At 29.7% G+C, this 23,555-nt stretch carries 21 protein-coding genes and 1 riboswitch; of the genes, 11 read left to right on the plus strand and 10 right to left on the minus strand.

What is annotated here, in order from left to right; translation table 11 throughout:
- Positions 1–86 precede the first annotated feature (86 nt).
- Both argJ and CLFE_RS04685 read left to right on the plus strand, forming a co-directional pair.
- On the plus strand, positions 87–1,253 hold the full coding sequence (gene argJ, locus CLFE_RS04680) for a bifunctional glutamate N-acetyltransferase/amino-acid acetyltransferase ArgJ (protein WP_077892446.1): 1,167 nt from the start codon (positions 87–89) through the stop codon (positions 1,251–1,253).
- Positions 1,254–1,481: 228 nt separating this feature from the next.
- A complete protein-coding gene (locus CLFE_RS04685) occupies positions 1,482–2,750 on the plus strand; it encodes a putative bifunctional diguanylate cyclase/phosphodiesterase (RefSeq protein WP_077832176.1) in 1,269 nt (422 codons plus the stop codon).
- Positions 2,751–2,839: 89 nt separating this feature from the next.
- On the opposite strand, the gene CLFE_RS04690 is transcribed toward CLFE_RS04685, so the two are convergent.
- From CLFE_RS04690 to CLFE_RS04705, 4 genes are all read right to left on the minus strand, one after another.
- Positions 2,840–3,394 (minus strand): rubrerythrin family protein, encoded by a 555-nt coding sequence (locus tag CLFE_RS04690; protein WP_077832175.1) that lies wholly within the window; start codon positions 3,392–3,394, stop codon positions 2,840–2,842.
- Positions 3,395–3,559: 165 nt separating this feature from the next.
- On the minus strand, positions 3,560–4,405 hold the full coding sequence (locus tag CLFE_RS04695; protein ID WP_077892447.1) for a polysaccharide deacetylase family protein: 846 nt from the start codon (positions 4,403–4,405) through the stop codon (positions 3,560–3,562).
- A 232-nt stretch (positions 4,406–4,637) separates the two neighbouring features.
- Complete coding sequence (locus CLFE_RS04700) at positions 4,638–5,666, minus strand: lysylphosphatidylglycerol synthase transmembrane domain-containing protein (protein ID WP_077892448.1); 1,029 nt, start codon at positions 5,664–5,666, stop codon at positions 4,638–4,640.
- 14 nt (positions 5,667–5,680) lie between these two features.
- A complete protein-coding gene (locus CLFE_RS04705; RefSeq protein WP_139356078.1) occupies positions 5,681–6,715 on the minus strand; it encodes a glycosyltransferase family 4 protein in 1,035 nt (344 codons plus the stop codon).
- A gap of 202 nt (positions 6,716–6,917) precedes the next feature.
- Positions 6,918–7,045: riboswitch (TPP riboswitch) on the plus strand.
- A 95-nt stretch (positions 7,046–7,140) separates the two neighbouring features.
- On the opposite strand from CLFE_RS04705, the gene thiC reads away from it, so the two are divergent.
- Positions 7,141–8,451, plus strand: a complete 1,311-nt coding sequence (gene thiC, locus CLFE_RS04710; RefSeq protein ID WP_077892449.1) for a phosphomethylpyrimidine synthase ThiC — start codon at positions 7,141–7,143, stop codon at positions 8,449–8,451.
- Positions 8,452–8,519: 68 nt separating this feature from the next.
- Positions 8,520–9,239, plus strand: a complete 720-nt coding sequence (locus tag CLFE_RS04715; RefSeq protein ID WP_077892450.1) for a DUF2161 family putative PD-(D/E)XK-type phosphodiesterase — start codon at positions 8,520–8,522, stop codon at positions 9,237–9,239.
- Positions 9,240–9,280: 41 nt separating this feature from the next.
- Here the strand turns inward: CLFE_RS04715 and CLFE_RS04720 are convergent, their stop codons facing one another.
- Entirely contained in the window at positions 9,281–10,366 is a 1,086-nt protein-coding gene (locus CLFE_RS04720; RefSeq protein WP_077892451.1) for a glycoside hydrolase family 53 protein, read from the minus strand.
- Between the two features lie 424 nt (positions 10,367–10,790).
- Here CLFE_RS04720 and CLFE_RS04725 point away from each other — a divergent pair, with 424 nt between their 5' ends.
- From CLFE_RS04725 to CLFE_RS04755, 7 genes are all read left to right on the plus strand, one after another.
- The gene (locus CLFE_RS04725; RefSeq protein WP_169850877.1) at positions 10,791–11,564 is read left to right on the plus strand and encodes a DeoR/GlpR family DNA-binding transcription regulator; all 774 of its coding nucleotides are present in this window, start codon (positions 10,791–10,793) and stop codon (positions 11,562–11,564) included.
- A 32-nt stretch (positions 11,565–11,596) separates the two neighbouring features.
- Entirely contained in the window at positions 11,597–11,911 is a 315-nt protein-coding gene (locus CLFE_RS04730; RefSeq protein ID WP_077832169.1) for a PTS lactose/cellobiose transporter subunit IIA, read from the plus strand.
- Between the two features lie 74 nt (positions 11,912–11,985).
- Entirely contained in the window at positions 11,986–13,668 is a 1,683-nt protein-coding gene (locus CLFE_RS04735) for a lactose-specific PTS transporter subunit EIIC (protein ID WP_077892452.1), read from the plus strand.
- Positions 13,669–13,685: 17 nt separating this feature from the next.
- A complete protein-coding gene (gene lacG, locus CLFE_RS04740) occupies positions 13,686–15,110 on the plus strand; it encodes a 6-phospho-beta-galactosidase (protein WP_077892453.1) in 1,425 nt (474 codons plus the stop codon).
- 196 nt (positions 15,111–15,306) lie between these two features.
- Positions 15,307–16,155, plus strand: coding sequence for an ABC transporter ATP-binding protein (locus CLFE_RS04745; protein WP_077892552.1), 849 nt, complete (start codon positions 15,307–15,309; stop codon positions 16,153–16,155).
- Positions 16,152–16,877 (plus strand): ABC-2 transporter permease, encoded by a 726-nt coding sequence (locus tag CLFE_RS04750; RefSeq protein ID WP_077892454.1) that lies wholly within the window; start codon positions 16,152–16,154, stop codon positions 16,875–16,877. The genes CLFE_RS04745 and CLFE_RS04750 overlap by 4 nt, the downstream gene beginning before the upstream one ends.
- A 16-nt stretch (positions 16,878–16,893) precedes the next feature.
- Positions 16,894–17,598, plus strand: coding sequence for an ABC transporter permease (locus tag CLFE_RS04755; protein ID WP_077892455.1), 705 nt, complete (start codon positions 16,894–16,896; stop codon positions 17,596–17,598).
- Positions 17,599–17,646: 48 nt separating this feature from the next.
- Here the strand turns inward: CLFE_RS04755 and CLFE_RS04760 are convergent, their stop codons facing one another.
- From CLFE_RS04760 to CLFE_RS04780, 5 genes are read right to left on the minus strand one after another with little or no spacing between them, the layout of a single operon-like run.
- The gene (locus CLFE_RS04760; RefSeq protein WP_077892456.1) at positions 17,647–18,699 is read right to left on the minus strand and encodes an aldose epimerase family protein; all 1,053 of its coding nucleotides are present in this window, start codon (positions 18,697–18,699) and stop codon (positions 17,647–17,649) included.
- Between the two features lie 44 nt (positions 18,700–18,743).
- Positions 18,744–19,757 carry a LacI family DNA-binding transcriptional regulator gene (locus tag CLFE_RS04765; RefSeq protein ID WP_077832163.1) on the minus strand — a complete coding sequence of 338 codons (1,014 nt, stop codon included), beginning with the start codon at positions 19,755–19,757 and terminating at the stop codon, positions 18,744–18,746.
- A 12-nt stretch (positions 19,758–19,769) separates the two neighbouring features.
- Positions 19,770–21,263 (minus strand): UDP-glucose--hexose-1-phosphate uridylyltransferase, encoded by a 1,494-nt coding sequence (gene galT, locus CLFE_RS04770; RefSeq protein WP_077892457.1) that lies wholly within the window; start codon positions 21,261–21,263, stop codon positions 19,770–19,772.
- Positions 21,264–21,274: 11 nt separating this feature from the next.
- Positions 21,275–22,264 (minus strand): UDP-glucose 4-epimerase GalE, encoded by a 990-nt coding sequence (gene galE / locus CLFE_RS04775; protein WP_077832161.1) that lies wholly within the window; start codon positions 22,262–22,264, stop codon positions 21,275–21,277.
- Between the two features lie 19 nt (positions 22,265–22,283).
- Positions 22,284–23,453, minus strand: a complete 1,170-nt coding sequence (locus tag CLFE_RS04780) for a galactokinase (protein ID WP_077892458.1) — start codon at positions 23,451–23,453, stop codon at positions 22,284–22,286.
- Positions 23,454–23,555: the final 102 nt, after the last annotated feature.

Raw genomic sequence — 23,555 nt, forward strand, 5'->3', positions numbered from 1 at the left:
GATGTATAAATATAAGAAATATTGAATAATTATAAATTAAATTATATAATATATTACAGCACATAGTATTTAAGGAGATGTGATATATGACTGAGTATTTAATACCAAAAGGTTTTTTATGTTGTGGAAAGCATGTTGGAATAAAAAAAAGAAAGTTAGATTTAGGTGTTGTATATTCTAAAAGGATGTGTAATGCAGCGGCGGTCTTTACAAAAAATAAGTTTTGTGGAGTTCCTATTATTGTAGGTAAGGAAAATATAAAGAATAACAGGCTTCAAGCTGTTGTTGTTACTAGTGGAGTTGCAAATGTAGCAACAGGAGAAGAAGGTATAGAAAATACCTACAGAATATTAAATAAAATTTCAGAAGAATTGGGTATCGATAGCAAAGATATACTTCCTTCAGCTACAGGAATAATAGGAAAGCAACTTCCAATAGAGAATATAATTGAAGGTACTGAAGGGATAAAAAAACTCCTTGGTGAAAATAACTGGGAAGATTTTAATAGAGCAATTATGACAACAGATAAGAAGCTAAAAATAAGAAGTTTAAAAGTTAATGATGTAACGATTCTTGGAATAGCTAAAGGATCTGGAATGATTGAACCTAATATGGCAACTATGCTCGCGTATTTTTTTACAGATGCATATATTGAGGGAGAAGCACTTAAGGGAATTTTAAAAAGGGTAACTGATAAATCTTTTAATATGATAAGCATAGACCATGATACAAGTACAAGTGATACAGCAGCCATTCTTGCAAATGGATATATAAAAGAGGTTAATTTAGAGTTATTTGAAAGAGCTTTTACAAAGATGTGTATAGATATTTCAAAGGATATAGTTAAGGATGGAGAAGGAGTATCAAAGCTTATAGAGGTTACGGTAAATGGAAGCAGCAGTTTTGAAAGTGCTAAAACCATAGCAAAGGCAATTATAAATTCACCTTTAGTAAAAATAGCAGTATACGGTTCGGACCCAAATTGGGGAAGGGTTGCTATGGCTATAGGGAAATCACTTGATGAAGATGTTAACCCATTGAAAATACAAATAGCTTTTAATGATATTGTTATATATGATAAAGGTAATATTTGTGAAAAGAATTATCAAAAAATTAAAAATTACCTTGAAAGTAGTAGTGAATGTAAAATTAAAGTTAATTTGAATGTGGGTAAGTTTAAGGCCATTGTTTGGGGATCAGACTTTACTGAGGATTATATAAAAATAAATTCATATTATACTAAAATAAAATAGAAAAATATATAAAGAGCAACCTGAAAAATAAAAAGAAAACAATAAAAAAAATAAATATTATGTTGAATTTGTAGTGATTTAATACGAATTATAATGTAAATAAAAAACATATATTAATATTTGTGGTTTAATTAATACTATGATATAATGAGTAAATAAAATGTAATATTTAAATTTTAAATCCGGGTTGTATATAATATAATAAAAGGTATGAAAGTAGTGAGTTTTATGTGGAGGGATGTAATAGAATTTACCGATAAATGTAAGAACGGGAAGTTACTACAAAGGAGCAATAAGTTTGCACTATATCTTATAGATATATCCAAATTTAAAATTTATAATTATAAGTTCGGTTATGAAAAAGGAGATAAATTGTTAGAAGAGATTTCTGATAATTTGCAAGAATATTTAAAAGATATATGCGAGGTTAAAAGGATTAGTGGAGATAAATTTGTTTCTTTGTTTCCTTTTAATGAGAGAAAAGAATTTAAGGCTATTGCTGAAAGTATAGTTAAATTTTTTGATTCATATTCTATTAAATATCATACGGGTTTTAAGATTGGTATGAATATGGGAATCGCCTTATATCCTTATGATAGTAATAATATTCAAAATGTATTAAGTTGTGCGGAAGTTGCATTGAGTTTTTCCAAGCGTTCTGAAAAAAATAGTTATGAGATTTTTGATTATAAATCATCTGAAAAATTATTTAGAGACGAAAAGATGCTTCATGAAATAAGTCATGCTATTGAAAATAGTGAGTTTGAGTTGTATTATCAACCACAGGTAGATACTGACCAAATGGGTATTTACGGACTTGAAGCTCTTTTAAGGTGGAGACATCCACAAAAGGGAATGTTAGGACCTAATTATTTTATAAATATGATTGAAAAAAATGGTATGATTAATTCAATTGGGAGATTTGTTATAACAGAAGCTCTATCAGAACTTAAAAGATTTAATGATATGGGATATGACAAACTTAGTATGTCTATTAATATAGCAGAAAGTCAACTTTGGGAAGCGTCTTTTGTTGGCTTTGTTGAAGAAGTCATAAGGAGTAAAAATGTAAATCCTAGATATATTATATTTGAAGTGGTAGAGAGAACGGTTTTGAGTGATAAAGTATTAAGAGTTCTAAGCGAATTGAGAACGTTAGGTATAAGAATATATATTGATGATTTTGGAACTATGTATTCCTCATTAAATTATTTATATAATATACCCTTAGATGGTATAAAACTCGATAAATCTTTTGTAGATAAAATGTACAATTCAAAGCGTGATCTTATGATAACTAAAAATATAATCAATCTTGCAAAGGATTTAGAAATTGACATTATTGCAGAAGGTGTAGAGCATAAAGAACAACTTAATTGCTTGAGCAGTATGAATTGTAGTAAGATTCAAGGATTTATATTTAGTAAACCAGTTAACTCTAGAAATGTTCTGAATTTCTTTGATAATTTTAAAATGGAGTTAAGTTATAAAAAATAAAATACTCATGTGCTTTTAATGAGAGCACATGAGTATTTTTTATGTAGCAAAGAATTATATAATGTAGTAAAGTCAATATTTATTGTATGTTAGAATTTTTTGAAATTATCTTTTTTAACACCACATATAGGACATTGTGCTACATTATCATCAAGTGTTGTAAATCCACAAACAGGACAAACATATACACTTGTTATTGATATATCTTTGTTTTCTTTAGCAGAATTTTGGGCATCTTGAAATAGCTTTGCGTGAACTTTTTCGGCTTCCAATGCATAATGAAAACTTTTTTCTGCATTCTTTTCTTTTTGAAATTTAGCAGTTTCAAGATATACAGGATACATTTGTTTTATTTCGTGAAGTTCTCCATTTATAGCTCCTTGAAGATTGTCAATTATATTTGTACTACCAAATACAGCCCCTGCAACAACAGAAGTGTCATATAAATTGTCTTTTAGAATATTAAAATGGTTTTGTGCATGAACGTATTCTGCATAGGCAATTGCTCTAAACAATTTTCCTATATTGGGGAAATTGTTTTTTTCTGCTTCTTCTCCCCAAATTAAATATCTCATATGAGCCTGACTTTCTCCACCGTAAGCTGAGCGTAGAAAATCTGCTGTCATTGCGTTACTAACACCCATAATATTATACTTCCTTTCAACATTTAATTAAAAATCTCTATAATATTATAAGTAGAAAAAAATTTTTAATACGGTATAAATTTTATAAATATTTTATTTTTTCCTTATATAAATTTTATTGTTGTATGATAAGATTTATATAAGTTTTAAAATAGTATGAATATTTTAGGAAATCTTATCAAAGGAATAACCAAGACCTTTTAAGTACTGTATTATTTCGGGTAATGCATCTACTGTAGTTGTTTTAGCAGGGGCATCGTGCATCAAAACAACTATGGTTTGTTGGTTTCCAGTATATCTTTTTACATTTTGTATTAACATTTGAGTTGAAACGTATGGATGTTCTGCATCACCATTCATATCATTCCAGTCTAAAAATCTATAACCAGCAGAAGTTATTGCATCCCTAAAAGGTTTTAGTCTGTTTCCGAAGGAACCTCCTGGAAATCTAACTAGTTTAGGTGTATAATTATCGCCTAAAATGGATTTAAGAACAGTATCACAGTGATTAACATCAGCTACGAACTGGTCAGTTGATTCTCTATAAGATATATTATGAGAATATGTATGATTACCTATAGATTGACCATCCTCAGCTTCCTGTTTTACTAAATCAGGATACCTCTCTGCATTTTGACCTATTATAAAAAATGTGGCTTTTATTTGATTAGCATCTAAAATGCTCAATATTTTTTTCGTATTATTTGACGGACCATCATCAAAGGTTAAGTAAGCTACTTTTTTGTTATCAGTTCTTTTAACATCCCAAGGTTTTAAATCTCCAGGTACTATTGATGCTAATTTGGCTTGCTTGTCCTTTTGTTTATTGTGTTTTTTTACTTTGGCTAAAGCAGTTTTTTTCTGTGCAGGATTGGCAGCGACCGCGCTTTTTTTATGATAGTATGTCCCGAAAATAAAAAAAGCGGTCCAACATATAACTGCAACTGAGCATATCACTGCAGCTCTAATAATTAAAAGTTTTTTCTGTTTGTTTTGTTTTTTCTTAATCAAGAAATTCACCCTCTAAAATATTATAATTACTGATAATAAAACTACATAATCAATATATTACTGTGTATTTACATTAATTCATACAAAATAAGTATAAGTAGTATAAAGCTAGTTTATATAGTTTTAATGTTTTATCCTTGAAGTCAAATCATAACTCACCCTCTTCCTTAAATATTATAACTCATATTTTACTTATAATAGAATAATATTTTGTTAAAATTGAAAATTTTTTTTAGGATGAAGATGTTGCCTTATCTTTATCATTTTTTGATGAAAGCATGGAAAATAAGCTTCCAGATAAAATACATGAATAGTAAGAAAGTATTCTCCAAATTAATATAGCCGATAGAATCATTTTTTGAGGGAAAAACAACTTGAAAATCAAAAAGAAACCGCCTTCAGCACCACCCTCACCGCCGGGAAGTGGAATACAAGACATAATTATTGTTAAAAAAACCTGAGCTGATATCATAGTAAAAATATTAGCTGAGTTAAACCCGAAGCTTCTGTAAACACAATATGGAATTGAATAGTATATTGTCCACTGAATGAAAGTAAGTATGCAGGCATTAAGGCATACAATTTTGTTGTTCCATATTATAGATGAATTTTTATGAAAGTTAACTAACCCTTCTTGTATTTTTTTAAAGCGTTTTTCAGGATTTTTTATTATTTTAACTTTTCCAAGTAATGATATTATAATGTGAAGAACTTTTTCTGTTAAGTTATGATTTATTAAAAATGAACATGCTACTATAATAATTAAAGTGTTAAAAGTAAAGCCTACAACCCAAAAGTAGGTAAAATACTTTATATTGCCTCTAAAATAGTTGAATTTTAATAGTACAACTAATATAGAGTATATTGTAAACACTGTCTGATGAACTATAAATTTAATCATTAATATAGAACTAGCGCTAGCACCTGGAATACCATACTCCGTCATAGCGTAAAATTGAGCGGGCTGACTTCCAGAAGCAAAAGGAGTAATGGAACCCCAGAATTGTCCTATCATGGCAAATTTTATTGACTTGGTAAAAAGGTTCTTTGATTTGTGAATTATTGTAGTTATAATATGAAGTATAATAGATTCAAGTAGCCAAAATATAAGCATGAAAATTAAAGCTATAATTATCCAATGCATATCTAATTTAGAAACTATAGTAGCTAACGAACTAGAGCTTTTGTTAAAAATGAAAAAAGATAAAAATATACCAGCACATAATATTACTACAATTAAGTTCAAGATTTTGTTTCCCATTAATTTTATTACTCCTAAATTTTATTTTTTTTATAATATATTTTGTTATAGAAAGATTTCCATTGTGTTAAAACGTGTTCTTTTGAATAAAAATCATGACAACGTGCGGAATTTTCACTCCATTTATTATACATAGTATTATCATTTTTAAGATTTCTTATTATACTAGAAAATTCATTAGTATTACTTCCTTTTAAATAATAATCAAATAGTATAACTTTATATATATCTATATCCCTTAGAAGAACAGGAATTTTTAATGACAGTGCTTCTAAGATAGACATGGGAAATAGTTCATTGTAAGAAGGTAAAAACATCAAATCTGCTGTATTGTAGAGAGAGTTCATTTTTTCTCTATCAATAATTCCTAAAAACTTTACATTATTAGGAGGATTTTTTACTATTTCCTTTAGTTCTGCATAGCCTTCTGTTATGCTGCCGAAAGAAAATCCACCCGCCCATACAAACTGAATATCAGGAAGCTTTTTTGCGGTTTCTATAAAATCTAGAACACCTTTTCTAGTTTGCACTTGGCCTACCCCTAATACTATAAATTTATCAAGTGGAATGCCAAAAGATTTTTTAAAGGATAGTCTCTTTTCTTCTGTGCATCTATAAAAATTATCTTCTGAAACAAAGTTTGGTATATAGGTTGCTTTTGATTTTTCTATTCCATAGTTTTGAAGCACGTCTATAAAATAGGGATTTACTACGACTAAATAATCGACCTTTTTATAAAACCATATTATGTATTTATAAAATATTTTTTTTACTAAAAGCGGCAGTTTTAGGCTGTCTTCAATAGTTTCAGGTACAAAATGTACATATGCTACAGTAGGTCCCTTAATTTTAAAAAAGGGTATACTAAGAAAAAATTTAAAGTCTATTGTATGATAGTGTGTTATGTCACAGAATTTAAATTTATTTATATTAACCTCAAACTCTGAATTGAGTTCATTTTTTACTAAATTAACTTGTTCAATATATGCAGACATAACACCTTGACCTTTAACTTTTTCTGCTGATGATAACATATTAATTGTGAGCATAAATAAATCTCCTTTGAAAGTTATTTGCTTAGGGAAATACTATATTAATAAAATATACCTGCCAATGATTATATTTCCATATAGCTTATATTATATACTATAAAACTTAAAAATCACTTTAAATTTTCTTAATAATTTCTTTTATAAAATATATACTTGATATGAGACGTAGTTAAGTGCTATAATTAAGGAAAATTAAATATATTTTAGCTAGGGGTGCCTTTTTAGGGATTATGTATAATATAACTAAAAAATAGGCTGAGAGGATAAGTCCAACCCTTTGAACTTGATGTAGTTAACACTACCGTAGGGAAGCAGTACATTATATTATATGTTATATAAGTTTTTTGAGCTTGCCGTTTGGTGAGCTTTTTTATTTTATGATGTAACTGAATCCTAATATAAAATTAAAAGGAGAGTATATTATGGATTACACAACACAAATGGATGCAGCAAAAAAAAATATTACAACAGAGGAAATGAAAATTGTTGCAGAAAAAGAGAAAATGGATATTGATGAATTAAAAAGTTTAATGGCAGAAGGAAAAATAGTTATACCAGCTAATAAAAATCACAAGGCTATAAGTGCTGAGGGTGTTGGACAAGGCTTAAAAACAAAGATAAATGTAAATTTAGGTATATCTAAAGATTGCCAAAATCTAGATATGGAGATAAAAAAGGCGATAGTAGCTATAGATATGAAGGCAGAAGCAATCATGGATTTAAGTTCCTTTGGAAAAACAGAGGAGTTTAGAAAAAAATTAATAGGTATGTCAAAAGCAATGATAGGTACAGTGCCTATATATGATGCAATTGGATTTTATGATAAAGAACTTAAAGATATAACTGCAGAAGAAATGATAAAAGTTGTAGAGAAACAAGCTAAAGATGGTGTAGATTTCATGACTATTCATGCTGGAATAAATAGAGAAACAGCAGAAATTTTTAAAAGAAATAAAAGAACTATGAATATAGTTTCAAGGGGAGGCTCTTTATTATATGCATGGATGGAATTAAACAATAAAGAAAATCCATTCTATGAATATTATGATAAAGTGCTTGATATATGTGAAAAGTATGATGTAACTATAAGTCTTGGAGATGCTTGCAGACCGGGATGTATAGATGATTCTACGGATGCTAGTCAAATAACAGAACTTATAAAGCTTGGAGAACTTACTAAAAGAGCGTGGGGAAGAAATGTACAGGTTATGGTAGAAGGACCAGGGCATATGGCTATAAATGAAATACAGTCAAATATGATTATTGAAAAGAAGCTTTGTCATGGAGCACCATTTTATGTATTAGGACCTATTGTTACAGATATAGCACCAGGATATGATCACATAACTAGTGCCATAGGAGGGGCTATTGCAGCAGCAAGTGGAGCAGACTTTTTATGCTATGTTACACCAGCAGAGCATTTAAGACTTCCAAATGTTGAAGATATGAAAGAAGGTATTATAGCATCAAAAATTGCGGCACATGCTGCGGATATTGCTAAAAATGTAAAAGGAGCTAGAGAGTGGGATAATAAAATGGCAGAGGCTAGACAAAAACTAGATTGGAAAGCTATGTTTGATTTATCTATAGATAAAGAAAAGGCAATAAGATATAGAAAAGAATCTGTGCCTGAAGATCCTGATACATGTACTATGTGTGGTAAAATGTGCGCAGTTAGAAATATGAACAAGGTTATGGAAGGTAAGGACGTTAATATACTAAGAGAAGACTAGAAATAAATTTTAAGCTAATAGGTCAGTTGTATTATAATATATACTATAATTAGCTTAGAGGTGTTAATATGGTTACTGAAGATATAAGGGAAGAAAAACTCTCCAAACCCATTGAAGATTTTTTTATAAGTGAAGGATACGTAGTTAGAAGTGAAGTTGAAGATTGCGATGTAACAGCAATAAAAGAAGATGTGCTAATAGTTATTGAACTTAAAAAGAATTTAACGGTAAGGCTTTTATCACAAGCTGTAAAGAGACAAAAAACAGCAGATCTTGTTTATATAGCTGTTTTGAAACCTAAAAAAATTAAGATGAATTCTAATTTAAGGGATATGTACCATTTGATAAGGCGGTTAGAGCTTGGACTTATATGGGTTTCGTTTAGAGGTGATAAAGGAATTATTGAAATTGCAATAGAACCAGAAAGCTTTGATAGAAAAAAGAGTATAGGCAAAAATAAAAAGAAACGGGAAAAAATAATTAATGAAATAAAAAGTAGGCATAAGAATTTAAATTCTGGAGGAAGTGTTCATAAAAAGCTTGTAACAGCATATAGAGAACAATCAATTTTTATAGCCTGTTGCCTCAAAAAGTTTGGAGCAATGTCGCCTTCTCAGCTTAAAAAGCTTGGCACAGATTCAAAAAAAACCTCATCAATTTTGTACAGTAATCATTATGGTTGGTTTGATAGAATAGATAGAGGAATCTATAATTTGAATGCTTTTGGTGAAAAAGAAATAGAGATTTACAAAGAACTTACAGAATATTACTATGAGAAAATAAACTAATAAAAGTCAGCATTTAATTGCTGACTTTTATTATAGTGAGTTTATTTAAAGGCTTTTATAGCTTTTGTAAATTTTAAAACGTTATCAGAAACCTTAGTTGTAGTACCTAAAGGATATGAATCAGGCAAAACGCTTGAGTTTGCTTCTGGTTCCCAGTAGAATACACCAAGTCCTTTTTTATTTGGAACTTCTTTGACTTTTTTTATAACAGCTTTAAGCATATCGTAAGTGTTGTTAGGATCTTTTTCTAGGCCACCAGTTTCAGAGATTATAACCTCTTTATTATATCGAGAGGCCATGTCATCCAAATTGTAGCTTAGAGCATTAATATTTTTGGTATAATCTGTGTTATCCCAGTAAGGATAGTAAGACATACCTATAACGTCAAAGTGTGCACCAGCATTTGTAAGACCATCAAAGAAAGTTCTGTAAAGACTGTTATTTGCTCCACTTGATAAATGAATTACAACCTTTGAAGAGGGGCTTACAGTTTTGATTGCATTGTAGCCAGAATTTATTAATTGTGATAATTTTGTATAGTTGTAGTTGCTTCCATCAGGCCAAAGCATACCACCATTAATTTCATTTCCAACTTGAACCCAATCAGGAGTTATACCAGCATTCCTAAGAGCTGACATTACAGAGTATGTATGTGAATAAACATCATTTTTAAGCTTATTAAAGTCGTCGGTTACCCAGTCGGTTGGTTTGTCTTGATAGGCTGGATCTGCAAAGTGATCACTATAATGAAAATCAATCATTACCTTCATTCCTAATTTTTTAGCTCTTTTAGCAGTGCTTATTACACTTTGTGTATCACTATAACCTAAAAGGCATTTTGTGCCATCTCTTTTTACCCATTGAGCGTCAGAAGGCGGATTTACAAACACACGTAATCTCACAGAATTAACGCCGTGTTTTTTTAATATAGCAAGGGCATCACCTTGTTTCCCATTTGTATCCTGCCATTTTACTCCGTTATTTTCTAATTGATTTAACCAACCAATATCTGCACCATTTGCAAAGTTAGAAGAAGCTTTGGCACTTATTGAAAATGAAGCTATACTAAAGCATAACGAAGTACAAAGTAGAGTAGCTGAAAGTATTTTTGTGAATTTTTTTAACATAATAATAACCCTCCATATGTTCTAATTTTAAATTTTATCTGAGATATAGAAAGCGCTTTCTATGTTTATTTTAAAGTGTTTATAGTAATATTTTTTTAAAAAAGGAAAAAGTGTTAAACTACTACTATAATACTTTATAACAAGATTATAACAGCTACTTGAATATATGTAAACGATTTATCTTAAAAATGTAATATTTTTTATTGTTTTAGTTTTTTTACACTGAAAAAAGGTATTTTATCAAACAAAAGTAGAACAAGAAACAAATAAAAATATTACAACATTATTATTGACAAACCTTACCTAAAGATATATTATATAAATGTAAACGAAAACAGCAACATAAAAGAACAAAAGTATTATAAAAAGTGATTAAGAAATAATATTGTAAAATACCATGTTTTTATGTGGGGTGATGATAAATGTGTTAAAGGAACAAAGGCATGAAATGATTCTTGAGGATTTAAATAGATTTGGAATAATTAGAGTAGTGGATTTAACTAAAGAGTTTAAAGCAACGCAAATGACAATTAGAAGAGATCTTAAATATTTAGAAGAACAAGGGAAATTAATTAGGATATATGGTGGAGCAAGAACAAAAGGTGAAATGAAATTTGAGGAACTTTCGCCAAGTGAAAAAAGAAACATAAATGCTGATGGCAAAATTGAAGCTGCCAAATTAGCGGCTTCACTTATAAAAGAAAATGACATTGTATACATTGGACCAGGTACAACAAATGAATATATTTACGATTATATTGATGTTTCACCAGTAAAAATAATAACTAATTGTATTAATGTTTTTGAAAAATTTAAAAATGATGATAGATTTGAGCTTATTTTAATTGGTGGAAGGCTTAGAAGTAAGACAGGTACTTTTATTGGAAGTTTTACAGATGAAATTTTAAGAAAAATTAGAGTTAAATTAGCTTTTATAGGTGCAAATGGAGTTTCGGGAAATAACATAATGACCTCCAATGAAGAAGAAGGTCAATCGCAAAGAATAATAATGAATAATGCAGTAGAAAGATACTTGGTTTGTGACTCAAGTAAAATTGAGAGACAAGACTTCTATACTTTGTATAAGCTTGAAGAAATAACTGCTTTAGTTACAGATTCAAAGTTGGATAAGACAATAAAAAATAAGTATTCTAAATATTGTACTATAATAAACAATTCAATAGATAAATTAAAATGATTAAAAAATTATAAAGGTGGAGGAATATTATTATGAATAAGGAAGAATTAGAATTAACAACAATGGAGATAGTTGCTTATGCAGGAGATGCAAGATCAAAATATTTGGAGGCTTTAAATGCAGCAAATAATAAAGAATATGATAAGGCAGGAAAATTAGTAGAGGAAGGTAACGAACTTATACTTGAAGCACATAACGTACAAACAAAAATGATTCAAATGGAGGCTCAAGGTGAAAAAATAGAGGTAGGATTTTTAGTTGTACATGCACAAGATCATCTAATGACAGTAATGCTTTTAAGAGATCTTGTAAAAAATCTAATTAGTCTATATAAAAAAGTAAATTAATAGGGGATATATTTTTATTGGGTGAATTTGTATGTTCATTTAATAATTTATAATAAAAAATAGGAGGAATTTCGATGAAAAAATTAATCGCACTAATTGAAAAAATGAAACCTTTCTTTGAAAAAGTGTCTAATAACCCTTATCTTAGGGCCATACGAGATGGATTTCTAAGCTGCATGCCAGTTATTCTGTTTTCAAGTATTTTTTTACTTATAGCATGTGTTCCAAATGCATGGGGTTTTTATTGGCCAACTAATGTTAACGATATACTTATGAAGGCTTATAACTATTCTATGGGAATATTAGCAGTTCTAATGGTAGCCACTATTGCTAAGAGTTTAACGGATAATATTAACGGTAAGTTACCTAAATTAAGACAGATTAATAACGTGTCAGTAATGATTGTATCCATTATATGTTTTCTTCTAATAGCGGTACAACCTGTTAAGGGCGGATTTTCTAGCGATTTTATGGGAACAAAAGGTCTATTATCAGCATTTGTAGTTGCTTTTATAGTTCCTAACATATATAAGCTATTTGTAAAAAATAATGTAACAATAAAACTTCCAGATGAAGTACCACACAATGTTGCACAAACCTTTGAAGACTTAATTCCTCTAGCAGCCTCCGTTTTATTCTTCTGGTTATTTGACTTAGTATTCAGACAAGTTACAGGAGAAGTTTTCAGTGCGTGGATTTTAGATGTTTTAAAACCTTTATTTTCAGCAGCAGATGGATATGTTGGCTTAGCTATAATATATGGAGCCATGGCAATGTTCTGGTTTGTAGGTATTCACGGACCATCTATTGTAGAACCAGCAGTAACAGCTATATATATTGCAAATGTTGAAGCTAACTTAAAGTTACATCAAGCAGGTCAACATGCATCATATGTATTAACTCATGGAACTTCATATTTTATAGCAACAATTGGAGGTACTGGTGCTACTTTGATGTTAACGGTTATGTTTGCTTTCTTAGCTAGATCTAAGCAGCTAAAGGCAGTAGGTAGAACATCAATAATTCCTGTGTGCTTTGCGGTAAATGAACCAATCTTATTTGGAGCACCAATTGTACTTAATCCAATATTCTTTGTACCATTTATACTAACCCCAATATTTAATGTATGGATATTTAAATTCTTTATAGATAACTTAGGAATGAGCGGCTTTATTTATATAATTCCATGGACAACACCAGCACCAATAGGTTTGATATTAGGTACAGGATTTGCAAAATTGGCATTTATATTAGCACCTCTTTTATTAGTAGTAGATTTTGTTATGTACTATCCATTCTTTAAAGTTTACGATAGGGAGCTAGTGATTGAAGAGGCAGAAAGAGCAAAAAATGAACTCAATGAAATAAGTAAAGAAAAACCAGTAGTAAAATTAGAGGAAAAACCAGTAGAAAAAGTTAAAATAGAAAGTAAAATAGATAAAAAACAGTTAGTATTAGTGCTTTGTGCTAGTGGAGCTACAAGTAGTATGCTTGCAAATGCTATAACTAAGGGAGCAAAACAGGAAGGTATAAATGTAGAATCTATAGCTATGGCTTATGGTCAACATAAGGATGTAATATCAGATTATGATCTTATTATATTAGCACCTCAAATGGCATCTATGTATGAGGAATTAAAAGCTGATTGTTCATCTAAGGGAACTAAATCAGCAACAACAACAGGTAAAGAGTATGTAAAATTAACTAGAGATCCTGTTGGAGCACTAAAGTTTGCATTAGATATAATAAATGGTTAGAAAGAAGGGAAGTAATGATGAATAACTTTGGAGAAGACTTTATATTTGGAGGGGCAACAGCAGCTTATCAGGCAGAAGGAGCTACAAAAGAAGACGGAAAAGGCCCTTGTATTTGGGATGAATATCTTGAAAAAGAAGGTAGATTTACTGGTGATGCTGCAAGTGATTTTTATCATAAATATAAAGAAGATCTTCAGCTTTCGAGAAAGTTTGGAGTAAATGGAATAAGAGTATCCATAGCTTGGTCACGTGTTATTCCAGATGGAGTGGGTGATATTAATCCTAAAGGACTTAAGTTCTATAGTGATTTGATTGATGAATGTATAGAAAACGGGGTTGAGCCTTTTGTAACGCTTCATCATTTTGATACACCGTTAGCTTTATTTAAAAATGGAGATTGGTTAAATAGAGATAACATAGAGCATTTTGTTAGATTTGCAAAGGTGTGTTTTGAAGCTTTAGGAGATAGGGTAAAGAAGTGGATAACCTTTAATGAAGCATGGGCAGTTGCTCAAAATGGTTATATAATAGGAAACTTCCCACCAAGTGTAAAGTATGATATACCAAAGGCAGTACAGTCTATGCATAATATGATGGTTGCACATGCTAGAGTAGTTGAATTGTACAAAAGTATGAATTTAAAAGGAGAAATAGGAATAGTTCATACACTAGAAGGAAAATACCCAATAACTGATTCAAAGGAAGATAAAAGAGCGGCCTACTTAGATTATATGTTGTCAAACAAATTTATGCTTGATGCATGCTTTAAAGGGGAATATCCGGAAGAAACAAAAGACACAATTAATGAAATAATGACTAAAAATGGTGGAGAACTTAAGGTTTACGAGGGTGATTTAGAAGTACTTAAAAAGGCAGCTTCAAAAATTGATTTCTTAGGGATGAATTATTATTCTAGTCACTTCTTAAAGGGTTATGAAGGAGAAAGTAGAATACACCACAATGGCACAGGGGAAAAAGGAACAAGTATTTTTGCACTTAAAGGTATAGGAGAGCGTGTTAATAATCCAGAGGTACCAACAACAGATTGGGATTGGCCAATTTATCCAAAGGGACTTCATGATATGTTAGTTAGGATTAAAAATGAATATCCAAACTATAAAAAAATATATGTAACTGAAAATGGGATGGGCTATAAGGATGATTTTGAGGATGGAAAAATTGATGATACTCCACGTATAGAATATATAAATAAACATTTAGAAGCTATACTTCAAGCTAAAAGTGAAGGAGTTAATGTAAAAGGATATTTTGTATGGTCACTTATGGATGTGCTTTCTTGGAGTAACGGCTACAATAAAAGATATGGATTATTTTATGTAGATTTTAAGACTCAAAATAGATATGCTAAAAAAAGTGCTTATTGGTTTAAGAAAATATCAGACAGTAAAGCATTAGTGAATTTTGATGAAATAGAATATTAAAAAGCTCTTAGAAATAAATTAGGGGTGCTGTAATTAGTGATAAAACACTTATATTACAGCACTTTTTATATTATCAAGTTACTTAAGTAATTCCGTCAGTTACCTAAAGGACTACAAAAATTTGTAAAGCTATTATAAAATATGTTTATTGGAGATAAGGTGTATGCATTATGTTTTTAGAAGAGGGGTGCTAATTATGGAAAATATAATTGTTATGAAAGATATTAAGAAAATATATAAGGATAAAGAGGTTTTAAATAATCTTAATTTTGAAGTTAAAAGGAATGAGATATTTGGTCTGCTAGGGCCTAGTGGTGCAGGAAAAACAACAACAATAAAAATACTAACCTCTCAGATTATTCCTACATCAGGAAAAGCAGTAGTTCTTGGACAAGATATTTACTCTTTTAATAGAAGTATATTAAGCAGAGTTGGAATTTTAAGTGATAATAGTGGTGTTTATGAAAGACTTACAGTTTGGGACAACCTGAAACTTTTTGTAGATATATGTGGTGCTAAAAAAGAAGCTATTGAAGAACTTTTAGATAGAGTTGGACTAGGAAATGATAAAAGGACAATTGTAAAAAAACTCTCCAAAGGAATGAAACAAAGATTAGTTTTAGCTAGATCTATAATAAACAAGCCTGAATTGTTATTTTTAGATGAACCAACTTCTTCATTAGACCCATCAATATCAAACGAAATCCATAAGTTATTAAAGGAAATAAACTCAGAAGGAACCACAATATTTCTAACAACTCATGATATGGCTGAAGCTGATAAACTTTGTGATCGTATTGCATTTTTAAACGATGGAGCTATTGTTGAGCTGGATTCTCATGAGAATTTAAAATTAAAATATTCAAAACCAGTTATTCAAATTAGGCTTAAAAATAGTGACAGAAAGATAACTTTAAGTAAAAGTGCTGAAAGTGCGGAAAAAATAAAATTATGGCTTCAGTCAGAGCAGTTAGAATCAATACATTCCTATGAGCCAAGTATTGAAGAAATATTTCTCAAGGTTACAGGGAGGAAGCTTTCATGAAGAAAAGTATTAGACATATAAAAGCTATATTTTTAAAAGAGCTTCAAGACTATAGAAGAAATCCAATAACGTTATTAGGACTTGGATTTTTCATTGGAGGACCTTTATTTTTAACTGTATTTTTTAGAGGAGTAACTAGAAATGGTAATTTTAAAGCTAGTTATGTTGCAATTTCTATGATTTTAATTATGTGCATTTCAGCGCCCGCCACAAGTTTTAGCGCTTCATATATTGTAGAAGAGAAAGAGAAGAAAACCTTAGGTGTATTGATGCTTTCAGGAATAAGCACCTTAGAATTTTTTATTGGTAAAAATTTTTTAGTAATGTGCACATCTATTTTAATGAGTACCGTTATGCTAATTTTATTTAGAGTAAAATTATTATATCTTCCGGGCTTATTTATATTAATTTCTGTAGTAACTATCAGCGAATTAATAGTAATGTCTATTATAGGTTTTATAGCACAAAATTCTATACAGAGCTTGATATATTTACTTCCGTCCATGTTAATATTTATGGTACTTCCAGAATTTCAACCATTTGAAGTTTTTTCTAATATCAATAGTCTTATAAATATTTCAAATATGAATTTTATAATAAAAAATGTTTTAGAAGGAAAGGGATTTTTTTATTCAGGGTATAGTTTATTTGTGATAGGCCTTTGGCTGATTGTTCCTTTAATTATATTTACTTATATATACAAAAAGAAAAAACTATATTAGATATGGTGGTGATAATATGAAAGCCTGTAAAAGAACAATTAAAGCATTAATCAGTAAAGAATTAAAGGATTATGATAAAAATCCTATTATAATAATAGCATTATTTTTGCCGTTTTTAACATCCATATTTTATGGAAGTGTATTTAAGGAAGTTTTATTTAAGATAGATTTGTGTATAAATTCGGGAATCACTTTTTTAGGAATAATTTTAATGCCATATCTTATTATTGAAGAAAAAGAAAAACATACTTTGGATGTGCTAATACTTTATTCTGTAAATTCTTTTGAATTTTTGATGGGTAAGGTTTTGCCATTTATATTTTTTGCATTATTTGCAAATATACTTTCGGTATTGAATATATTTAAACTAAATTTTATAGCTTTTATTGAAATTATCCTAATAATATTTATTTCACTTCTTTCGGTTACTTTAATTGGTGCACTAATTGGATTTGTATGTAGAAATCAATCAGAAGCTATGTTCGTATCTATAATAATAATGCTTTTGATATACATTGTTACACTTGGCGGAAGCTTAAATTCGGTACTATCAAGGATATCAAGTCTATGTGGTATATCAGCCATGGATTTGTTATTAGGAAATATTATTGAAGGAAAGGGGATTTTTAGTTCACCACAAAGTTTGATAATAATGATTATTTGGATCATACTTCCTATTATTCTTTTTAGAGTTATTTATAAGCGTAAAAAATTTGAGTAGATTTATTGATTAAAGGCAAAGCTGCATATCAAGCTTTGCCTTTAAATTTTATAAAGTAGAGAACTTAAATATTGTACTTTGGTTGTATTCTTCGCCTTTCTTTAAAATAGGAGAAGTGAAGGAAGGTAGGTTTATAGCATTTGGTGCATATTGTGTTTCAAAGCAAAGAGCAGCTCTTTGTTCATAGTGAAAGCCATTCTTGCCTATGTTTGTCCCATCAAGAAAGTTTGAACTATAAAATTGCATACAAGGCATTGTAGTGTAAACCTCAAGACTTCTTCCAGTAGTTTCTTCAGTTAATTTTGCAGCTAAAACGTTAATATCACCCTTAGAATTTAATACAAAGTTATGATCATAACCATTAGCTAAAACAAGTTGAGGAAAGTCACTTTTAATGTCATTTATAACAGCTTTTGATTTTTTGAAATCCATAGGTGTTTTAGCTACATCAATTAGTTTACCGTTTGGAGCAAAAGTATCGTCTATTTCAGTAAAGCTATCCGCATTAATTACTAATTCATGATTTAAAGGACTTATATTAGGATTAGCTGTTAAGTTGAAATAAGAATGATTAGAAAGGTTAACTATAGTTGTTTTATCAGTTACTGCTTTATAGTTTATTTTAAAAGAATTATCTTCTGATAAAGTATAAGTAATTGTAACCTTTAGATTTCCTGGATAACCTTCTTCTCCATCCTTACTTAGGTATGAAAGCTCTAAAAGTTCTTTAGCTTCATCCATAGAAGCTTGCCATACAACTTTGTTAAAACCTTTAATACCACCATGTAAGTGATTTGGATGATTATTAGTAGCTAAAGAATATTCTACGTCTTCTAATGTAAATTTACCATTTTTTATTCTATTAGCGCATCTACCTAAGGTTGCACCTATATATTTATCGCAATCTTCATAAGAGGAAACGTTATCATAGCCGAAAACGATATCACCTAAATTTCCATCCTTATCAGGTGTTTTTATAGAAACTATAGTTGCTCCATAATTTATAACTTGAACACTAACACCATTTGAGTTTGAAAGAGTGAATATATCAATTGTTTCATTGTTCTTTGTTTTGCCAAATAAAGCTTTAGTAATGGACATAATAAAAAAAACCTCCTTGAAATTTTTAATTAAGGAAACTGAAGCTATATAGAGCTTACAGTATCCCTTTCAACTATATAATTATTTAATATTATTCTTTTACTATATTTATTATCACAATCAATTTTTTCTATTAATAAGGTTGCAGCATTAGTTCCAAGAAGAAACATGTTTTGATCAACAGTTGTTAGTTTAGGTTCCACAAATTTGCTCAAGGATATATCATCATAGCCAATTATAGAAAAGTCTTGTGGTACAACTAAATTTAAGCGCTTACAAGCATTTAATATACCAACTGCCATAAGATCATTACAGGCAAAAGCAGCAGTTGCTTTAGTAGTTTTTAGTAGTTTAAGAAAAACCTCAGTGGTGTTATCCACAGTATCGCTACTATTTCCGTTGCCTATGTTGATAATATTTTTAGTGTTAAAAAGACCTAATTCCTTCATGTTTTTTGTATATACTTCTTCTTTTATATCATATGAATAACTATCTTTACCTCTAACAAAGAGAATTTCTTTGTGATTGTTTTTTAACAAATAGTTTAGAGCTATATTAGCACCCATAGATTCATCATTGGAAACACAAGAAATATTGGAATCCACATGGTAACTGTTAATAAAAACAAGAGGCATGTTATCTGATATATCATCATAGAAGCCGGATTTTACATTAAGAGTATTAGGACTGATTACTATTATACCGGATACATTTCTTGATACTAAATTAGTTATACATTTTTGTTCTTCATCAGCATCGTCATTAGTGCAGGTTAATAGAAGAGATAGAGATTTATCACGTAAATAACTCTCTATACCTTTAATAACCTCGGTAAAAAACATGTTGCTTATGCTTGGAGAAACTATACCGATAGTAGCAGATTTTTTTTGAGTTAATTCACGTGCCTGCATGTTTGGTATATAATTTAATTCTTTTATTGCTTTAAGTACCTTTTCACGTGTTTCTGCTTTTACAGGATAATTGTTATTCATTACCCTAGAAACTGTAGCTACAGACACGTTTGCTCTGTCAGCTACTTCAAGTATAGTTGCTTTCATAATCTCATCACCTTATAATATATTAATAAATTTATCGAAAGCGGAAAGACCGCTTGAATCTCGTTTATACACACCTGCATTAGTTAATACTTCTAAGAATTTAATACCAACTTCTCTTTGTAGAATATCGTCAGCGTTTTCTTCTGTGATATTTTTGTAAGTAGTTAGTAGATATTTGTACCAATCACTGTGCTTTGAAATTTGATCTATAGTAGAAATATCAGCTTTATTTGATATTAAATTTTCCTTTATTAAAGCTAATTCTGTTTTTAATCTAGCAGGAAGAACAGCTAAACCCATTACCTCGATAAGACCTATATTTTCTTTTTTTATGTGATGAACTTCGTTATGAGGATGGAAAATTCCAAGAGGATATTTTTCACTTGTTCTATTATTTCTAAGAACTAAATCTAGTTCATATTCATCATTTCGTCTTCTAGCAATAGGTGTTATCGTATTATGAGGTTCATTTTCAGAATGGCTTAGTATATCGTGCTCTTCATCTGAATAATTTCTCCAAGTATTTAATATATGTTCAGCTAAATCAATAAGCTTATTTTTATCAGTTGAAGAAATTCTAACTACGGACATAGGCCATTTAACTCTTCCTATTTTTACATCTTCATAGCCTTTTATGCTGTAAGCCTTTTCTATAGGTGCTTTTTCCATTGCAAAAGTATATCTTCCACCTTGATAATGATCATGTGATAGTATAGAACCGCCTACAATAGGAAGGTCTGCATTGGAACCAGCAAAATAGTGAGGCAAAATATCTATGAAAGCTAAAAGATTTCCAAAAGTAGTTCTATTTATTTTCATAGGAATATGTTCACTATTTAATATTATACAATGTTCATTATAGTAAGTATAGGGAGAATACTGCATAAAAAAGTTATTTTTATTTAATTCTAAGGGAATTATCCTGATAGTTTGTCTTGCAGGATGATTTATATTTCCGTAAAAGCCCTCATTTTCTTTGCATAAAAGACATTTTGGATATGAAGTTGATTTAAATAATCTTGCACGCATAATATCCTTTGGGTCTTTTTCAGGTTTTGACAAGTTTATTGTTATATCTAAATCTCCATACTCTGTAGCTGTTTTCCAAGTCATATTTTTATTAATTCTATCTTTTCTTACGTAGTTTGAAGCAATGGCTAAATTGTAGTAATAATCAGTAGCGCATTCAGGAGACTCTTTGAGTTTTGTATTAAAAGCTTTTATAACCTCAGAAGGTCTTGGCATAACGCAATTCATTATTTGAGTATCAAACAAATCTCTTTCAGTTGTTGTGTCAGCTATAAAATTGTTTTCTACTGCATAAGCTAATAAATTTTCTAAAATAGGTGTAGCAGTATCTAAAGCTTCATTAACTTCCTCAAAATAGAAATTATCTAATTTAAATAGACCTGCAAGCATGTTAGAAGAGTAAATTTTATCTTCTTCATATATAAGACCTTTTTTTAGAGAAAAATTTAAAAGTCTATTTATTTCAAAATTAATCATTTTAAAGCCTCCTAGTCTTCAAAACCATTTGGATGAGTTTCGTGCCAATTCCAAGCATCCTTTATTATATCTTTAACATTTGTGAATTTTGGTGACCAACCTAAAACTTTTCTTGCTTTTTCGCTTGAAGCAACTAGTTTAGCTGGATCTCCAGAACGTCTTTCACCATATTCAACTTTAATATCTTGTTTTGTAACATCTTTAGCTGCATCAATCATTTCTTTTACGCTAAAGCCTATTCCGTTACCAAGGTTAAATATATCACTGCTTCCACCGTTTTTCAAATATTCAACTGCCTTTATATGAGCATCAGCTAAATCAATAACATGTATATAGTCTCTTACACATGTACCATCATCTGTAGCGTAATCTGTTCCGAATACAGTTATAAATGGGCGCTTTTTAAGTGGAACTTGAAGTATAAGAGGTATTAAATGTGTTTCTGGGTTGTGATCTTCGCCAATACTTCCGTCATCTAGTGCACCAGCTACGTTAAAGTATCTTAATGCTACATAGTTAATACCGTAAGCTTTGCTTGACCATTTCATCATTTTTTCCATGGTCAATTTTGTTTCTCCATAAGTGTTAGTTGGATTTGTAGCATCGTTTTCTAGAATAGGAATATTTTTTGGCTCGCCATATACAGCAGCAGTAGAAGAGAATACTATATTTTTAATATTGTGTTTTACCATGCTTTCTAATAAAATCTGCATACCATATACATTATTATTAAAATAAAGAAGAGGCTTTTGCATACTTTCTCCGACTAAAGAATTAGCAGCAAAATGTATTATAGCTTCTATTTTGTTTTCGGAAAAAACCTTATCTAAAAATTCACTATCACGTATATCACCTTTATAGAATTTTGCTTTTTTATTTACAGCTTGTAAGTGTCCACTTTGAAGATTATCGACAATAACAACCTCTGCTCCATTTTCTACTAATTCATGTACAGTATGAGATCCAATATAACCTGCACCACCGCAAACTAAAATTGACATAAAAATCATTCCTTTCAAATTAAACTAATTTTTTAGCACCATCGGCAATATCAACAATGTAAAAGCTTGGTTCATAGCCGATTTTTTCTTTATATTTTACTTTGATGTTTTCTGTAAATTCATTAACGTTTTCATCTTTAACTATACTGACAGTGCAGCCACCAAAACCAGCACCCGTCATTCTAGAACCTATAACACCTTTTGCTTCTAAAGCTAAAGAAACTAGAGTATCTAATTCGATTCCTGTAACTTCGTAATCATCTCTTAAAGAAATATGAGATTCATTCATAAGTTTTCCGAAGGTTGCAAGATCATTCTTATTAAGAGCTGCTACAGCTTTTATAGTTCTTTGATTTTCATAAACTGCATGTCTAGCTCTTTTTAATTGTGTAGGATTTGAGATGTATCCTTTTATTTCTTCAAATTCAGCTTCAGTAAGCTCACCCAAAGATTTTATATTTTTAACTTTTTGAAGGTCTTTTAATGCAGCTTCACATTCGCTGCGTCTTTCATTATATTTTGAATCTGCAAGACCTCTTTTTTTATTTGTGTTCCCTATGACTATTTTGTGACCAGTCATGTCTAATTTGCTATAGGTATATTGTAAAGTACTGCAATCAAGTAAAATTGCACAATCTTCTTTACCCATTCCGATTGAAAATTGATCCATTATTCCACAGTTAACACCTATAAAATTGTTTTCTGCGGCTTGGCACATTTTTACTATTTCAACCATGTCTATATTTAAGTTAAATAAATCATTTAAGATAGTACCAGTTAAAACCTCAATAGAAGCTGAGGAAGATAAGCCTGAGCCGTTTGGTATATTTCCATAGAAAAGAATTTCAAAACCATTTTCTATATTGTAACCATGTTTTTTAAAAGTATCTATAACACCTTTAATATAGTTTGCCCAATTATCTTTTTTACAGTTTTTTAAATCATCTAAATTAAATTCGATTATACCTAATTTATCAAAATTTAATGAATATGCAAGAACTTTGTTATCGTTTCTTTTTGAAACTAAACCATAAGTTCCTATAGTTAAAGCGCAAGGAAATACATGTCCACCATTGTAATCAGTATGTTCTCCTATAAGATTAACTCTGCCAGGAGAAAAGAAAACATTTTCATGAGTGTGATTAAAAATTTTGCTGAATTCATTTTGCAAGGTATTTATAATATCCATATTAATTCCTCCTCTATAACAATATAGTAATCGATTACTATTAAAAAGTAAAGACAAAAATAAAAAAAGTAGAATATGTTTTGAAAATTAGTTACTTAAAGA

This window comes from Clostridium felsineum DSM 794 (assembly GCF_002006355.2).
Classification (GTDB): Bacteria; Bacillota; Clostridia; order Clostridiales; family Clostridiaceae; genus Clostridium_S; species Clostridium_S felsineum.

Bases quoted from the DNA above. Each gene is read 5' to 3' on its own strand.
- argJ (WP_077892446.1), top strand. From the start codon at position 87: ATGACTGAGTATTTAATACCAAAAGGTTTTTTATGTTGTGGAAAGCAT.
- CLFE_RS04685 (WP_077832176.1), top strand. From the start codon at position 1,482: ATGTGGAGGGATGTAATAGAATTTACCGATAAATGTAAGAACGGGAAG.
- CLFE_RS04690 (WP_077832175.1), bottom strand. From the start codon at position 3,394: ATGGGTGTTAGTAACGCAATGACAGCAGATTTTCTACGCTCAGCTTAC.
- CLFE_RS04700 (WP_077892448.1), bottom strand. From the start codon at position 5,666: ATGGGAAACAAAATCTTGAACTTAATTGTAGTAATATTATGTGCTGGT.
- CLFE_RS04705 (WP_139356078.1), bottom strand. From the start codon at position 6,715: ATGCTCACAATTAATATGTTATCATCAGCAGAAAAAGTTAAAGGTCAA.
- thiC (WP_077892449.1), top strand. From the start codon at position 7,141: ATGGATTACACAACACAAATGGATGCAGCAAAAAAAAATATTACAACA.
- CLFE_RS04715 (WP_077892450.1), top strand. From the start codon at position 8,520: ATGGTTACTGAAGATATAAGGGAAGAAAAACTCTCCAAACCCATTGAA.
- CLFE_RS04720 (WP_077892451.1), bottom strand. From the start codon at position 10,366: ATGTTAAAAAAATTCACAAAAATACTTTCAGCTACTCTACTTTGTACT.
- CLFE_RS04730 (WP_077832169.1), top strand. From the start codon at position 11,597: ATGAATAAGGAAGAATTAGAATTAACAACAATGGAGATAGTTGCTTAT.
- CLFE_RS04735 (WP_077892452.1), top strand. From the start codon at position 11,986: ATGAAAAAATTAATCGCACTAATTGAAAAAATGAAACCTTTCTTTGAA.
- lacG (WP_077892453.1), top strand. From the start codon at position 13,686: ATGAATAACTTTGGAGAAGACTTTATATTTGGAGGGGCAACAGCAGCT.
- CLFE_RS04745 (WP_077892552.1), top strand. From the start codon at position 15,307: ATGGAAAATATAATTGTTATGAAAGATATTAAGAAAATATATAAGGAT.
- CLFE_RS04750 (WP_077892454.1), top strand. From the start codon at position 16,152: ATGAAGAAAAGTATTAGACATATAAAAGCTATATTTTTAAAAGAGCTT.
- CLFE_RS04755 (WP_077892455.1), top strand. From the start codon at position 16,894: ATGAAAGCCTGTAAAAGAACAATTAAAGCATTAATCAGTAAAGAATTA.
- CLFE_RS04760 (WP_077892456.1), bottom strand. From the start codon at position 18,699: ATGTCCATTACTAAAGCTTTATTTGGCAAAACAAAGAACAATGAAACA.
- CLFE_RS04765 (WP_077832163.1), bottom strand. From the start codon at position 19,757: ATGAAAGCAACTATACTTGAAGTAGCTGACAGAGCAAACGTGTCTGTA.
- galT (WP_077892457.1), bottom strand. From the start codon at position 21,263: ATGATTAATTTTGAAATAAATAGACTTTTAAATTTTTCTCTAAAAAAA.
- galE (WP_077832161.1), bottom strand. From the start codon at position 22,264: ATGTCAATTTTAGTTTGCGGTGGTGCAGGTTATATTGGATCTCATACT.
- CLFE_RS04780 (WP_077892458.1), bottom strand. From the start codon at position 23,453: ATGGATATTATAAATACCTTGCAAAATGAATTCAGCAAAATTTTTAAT.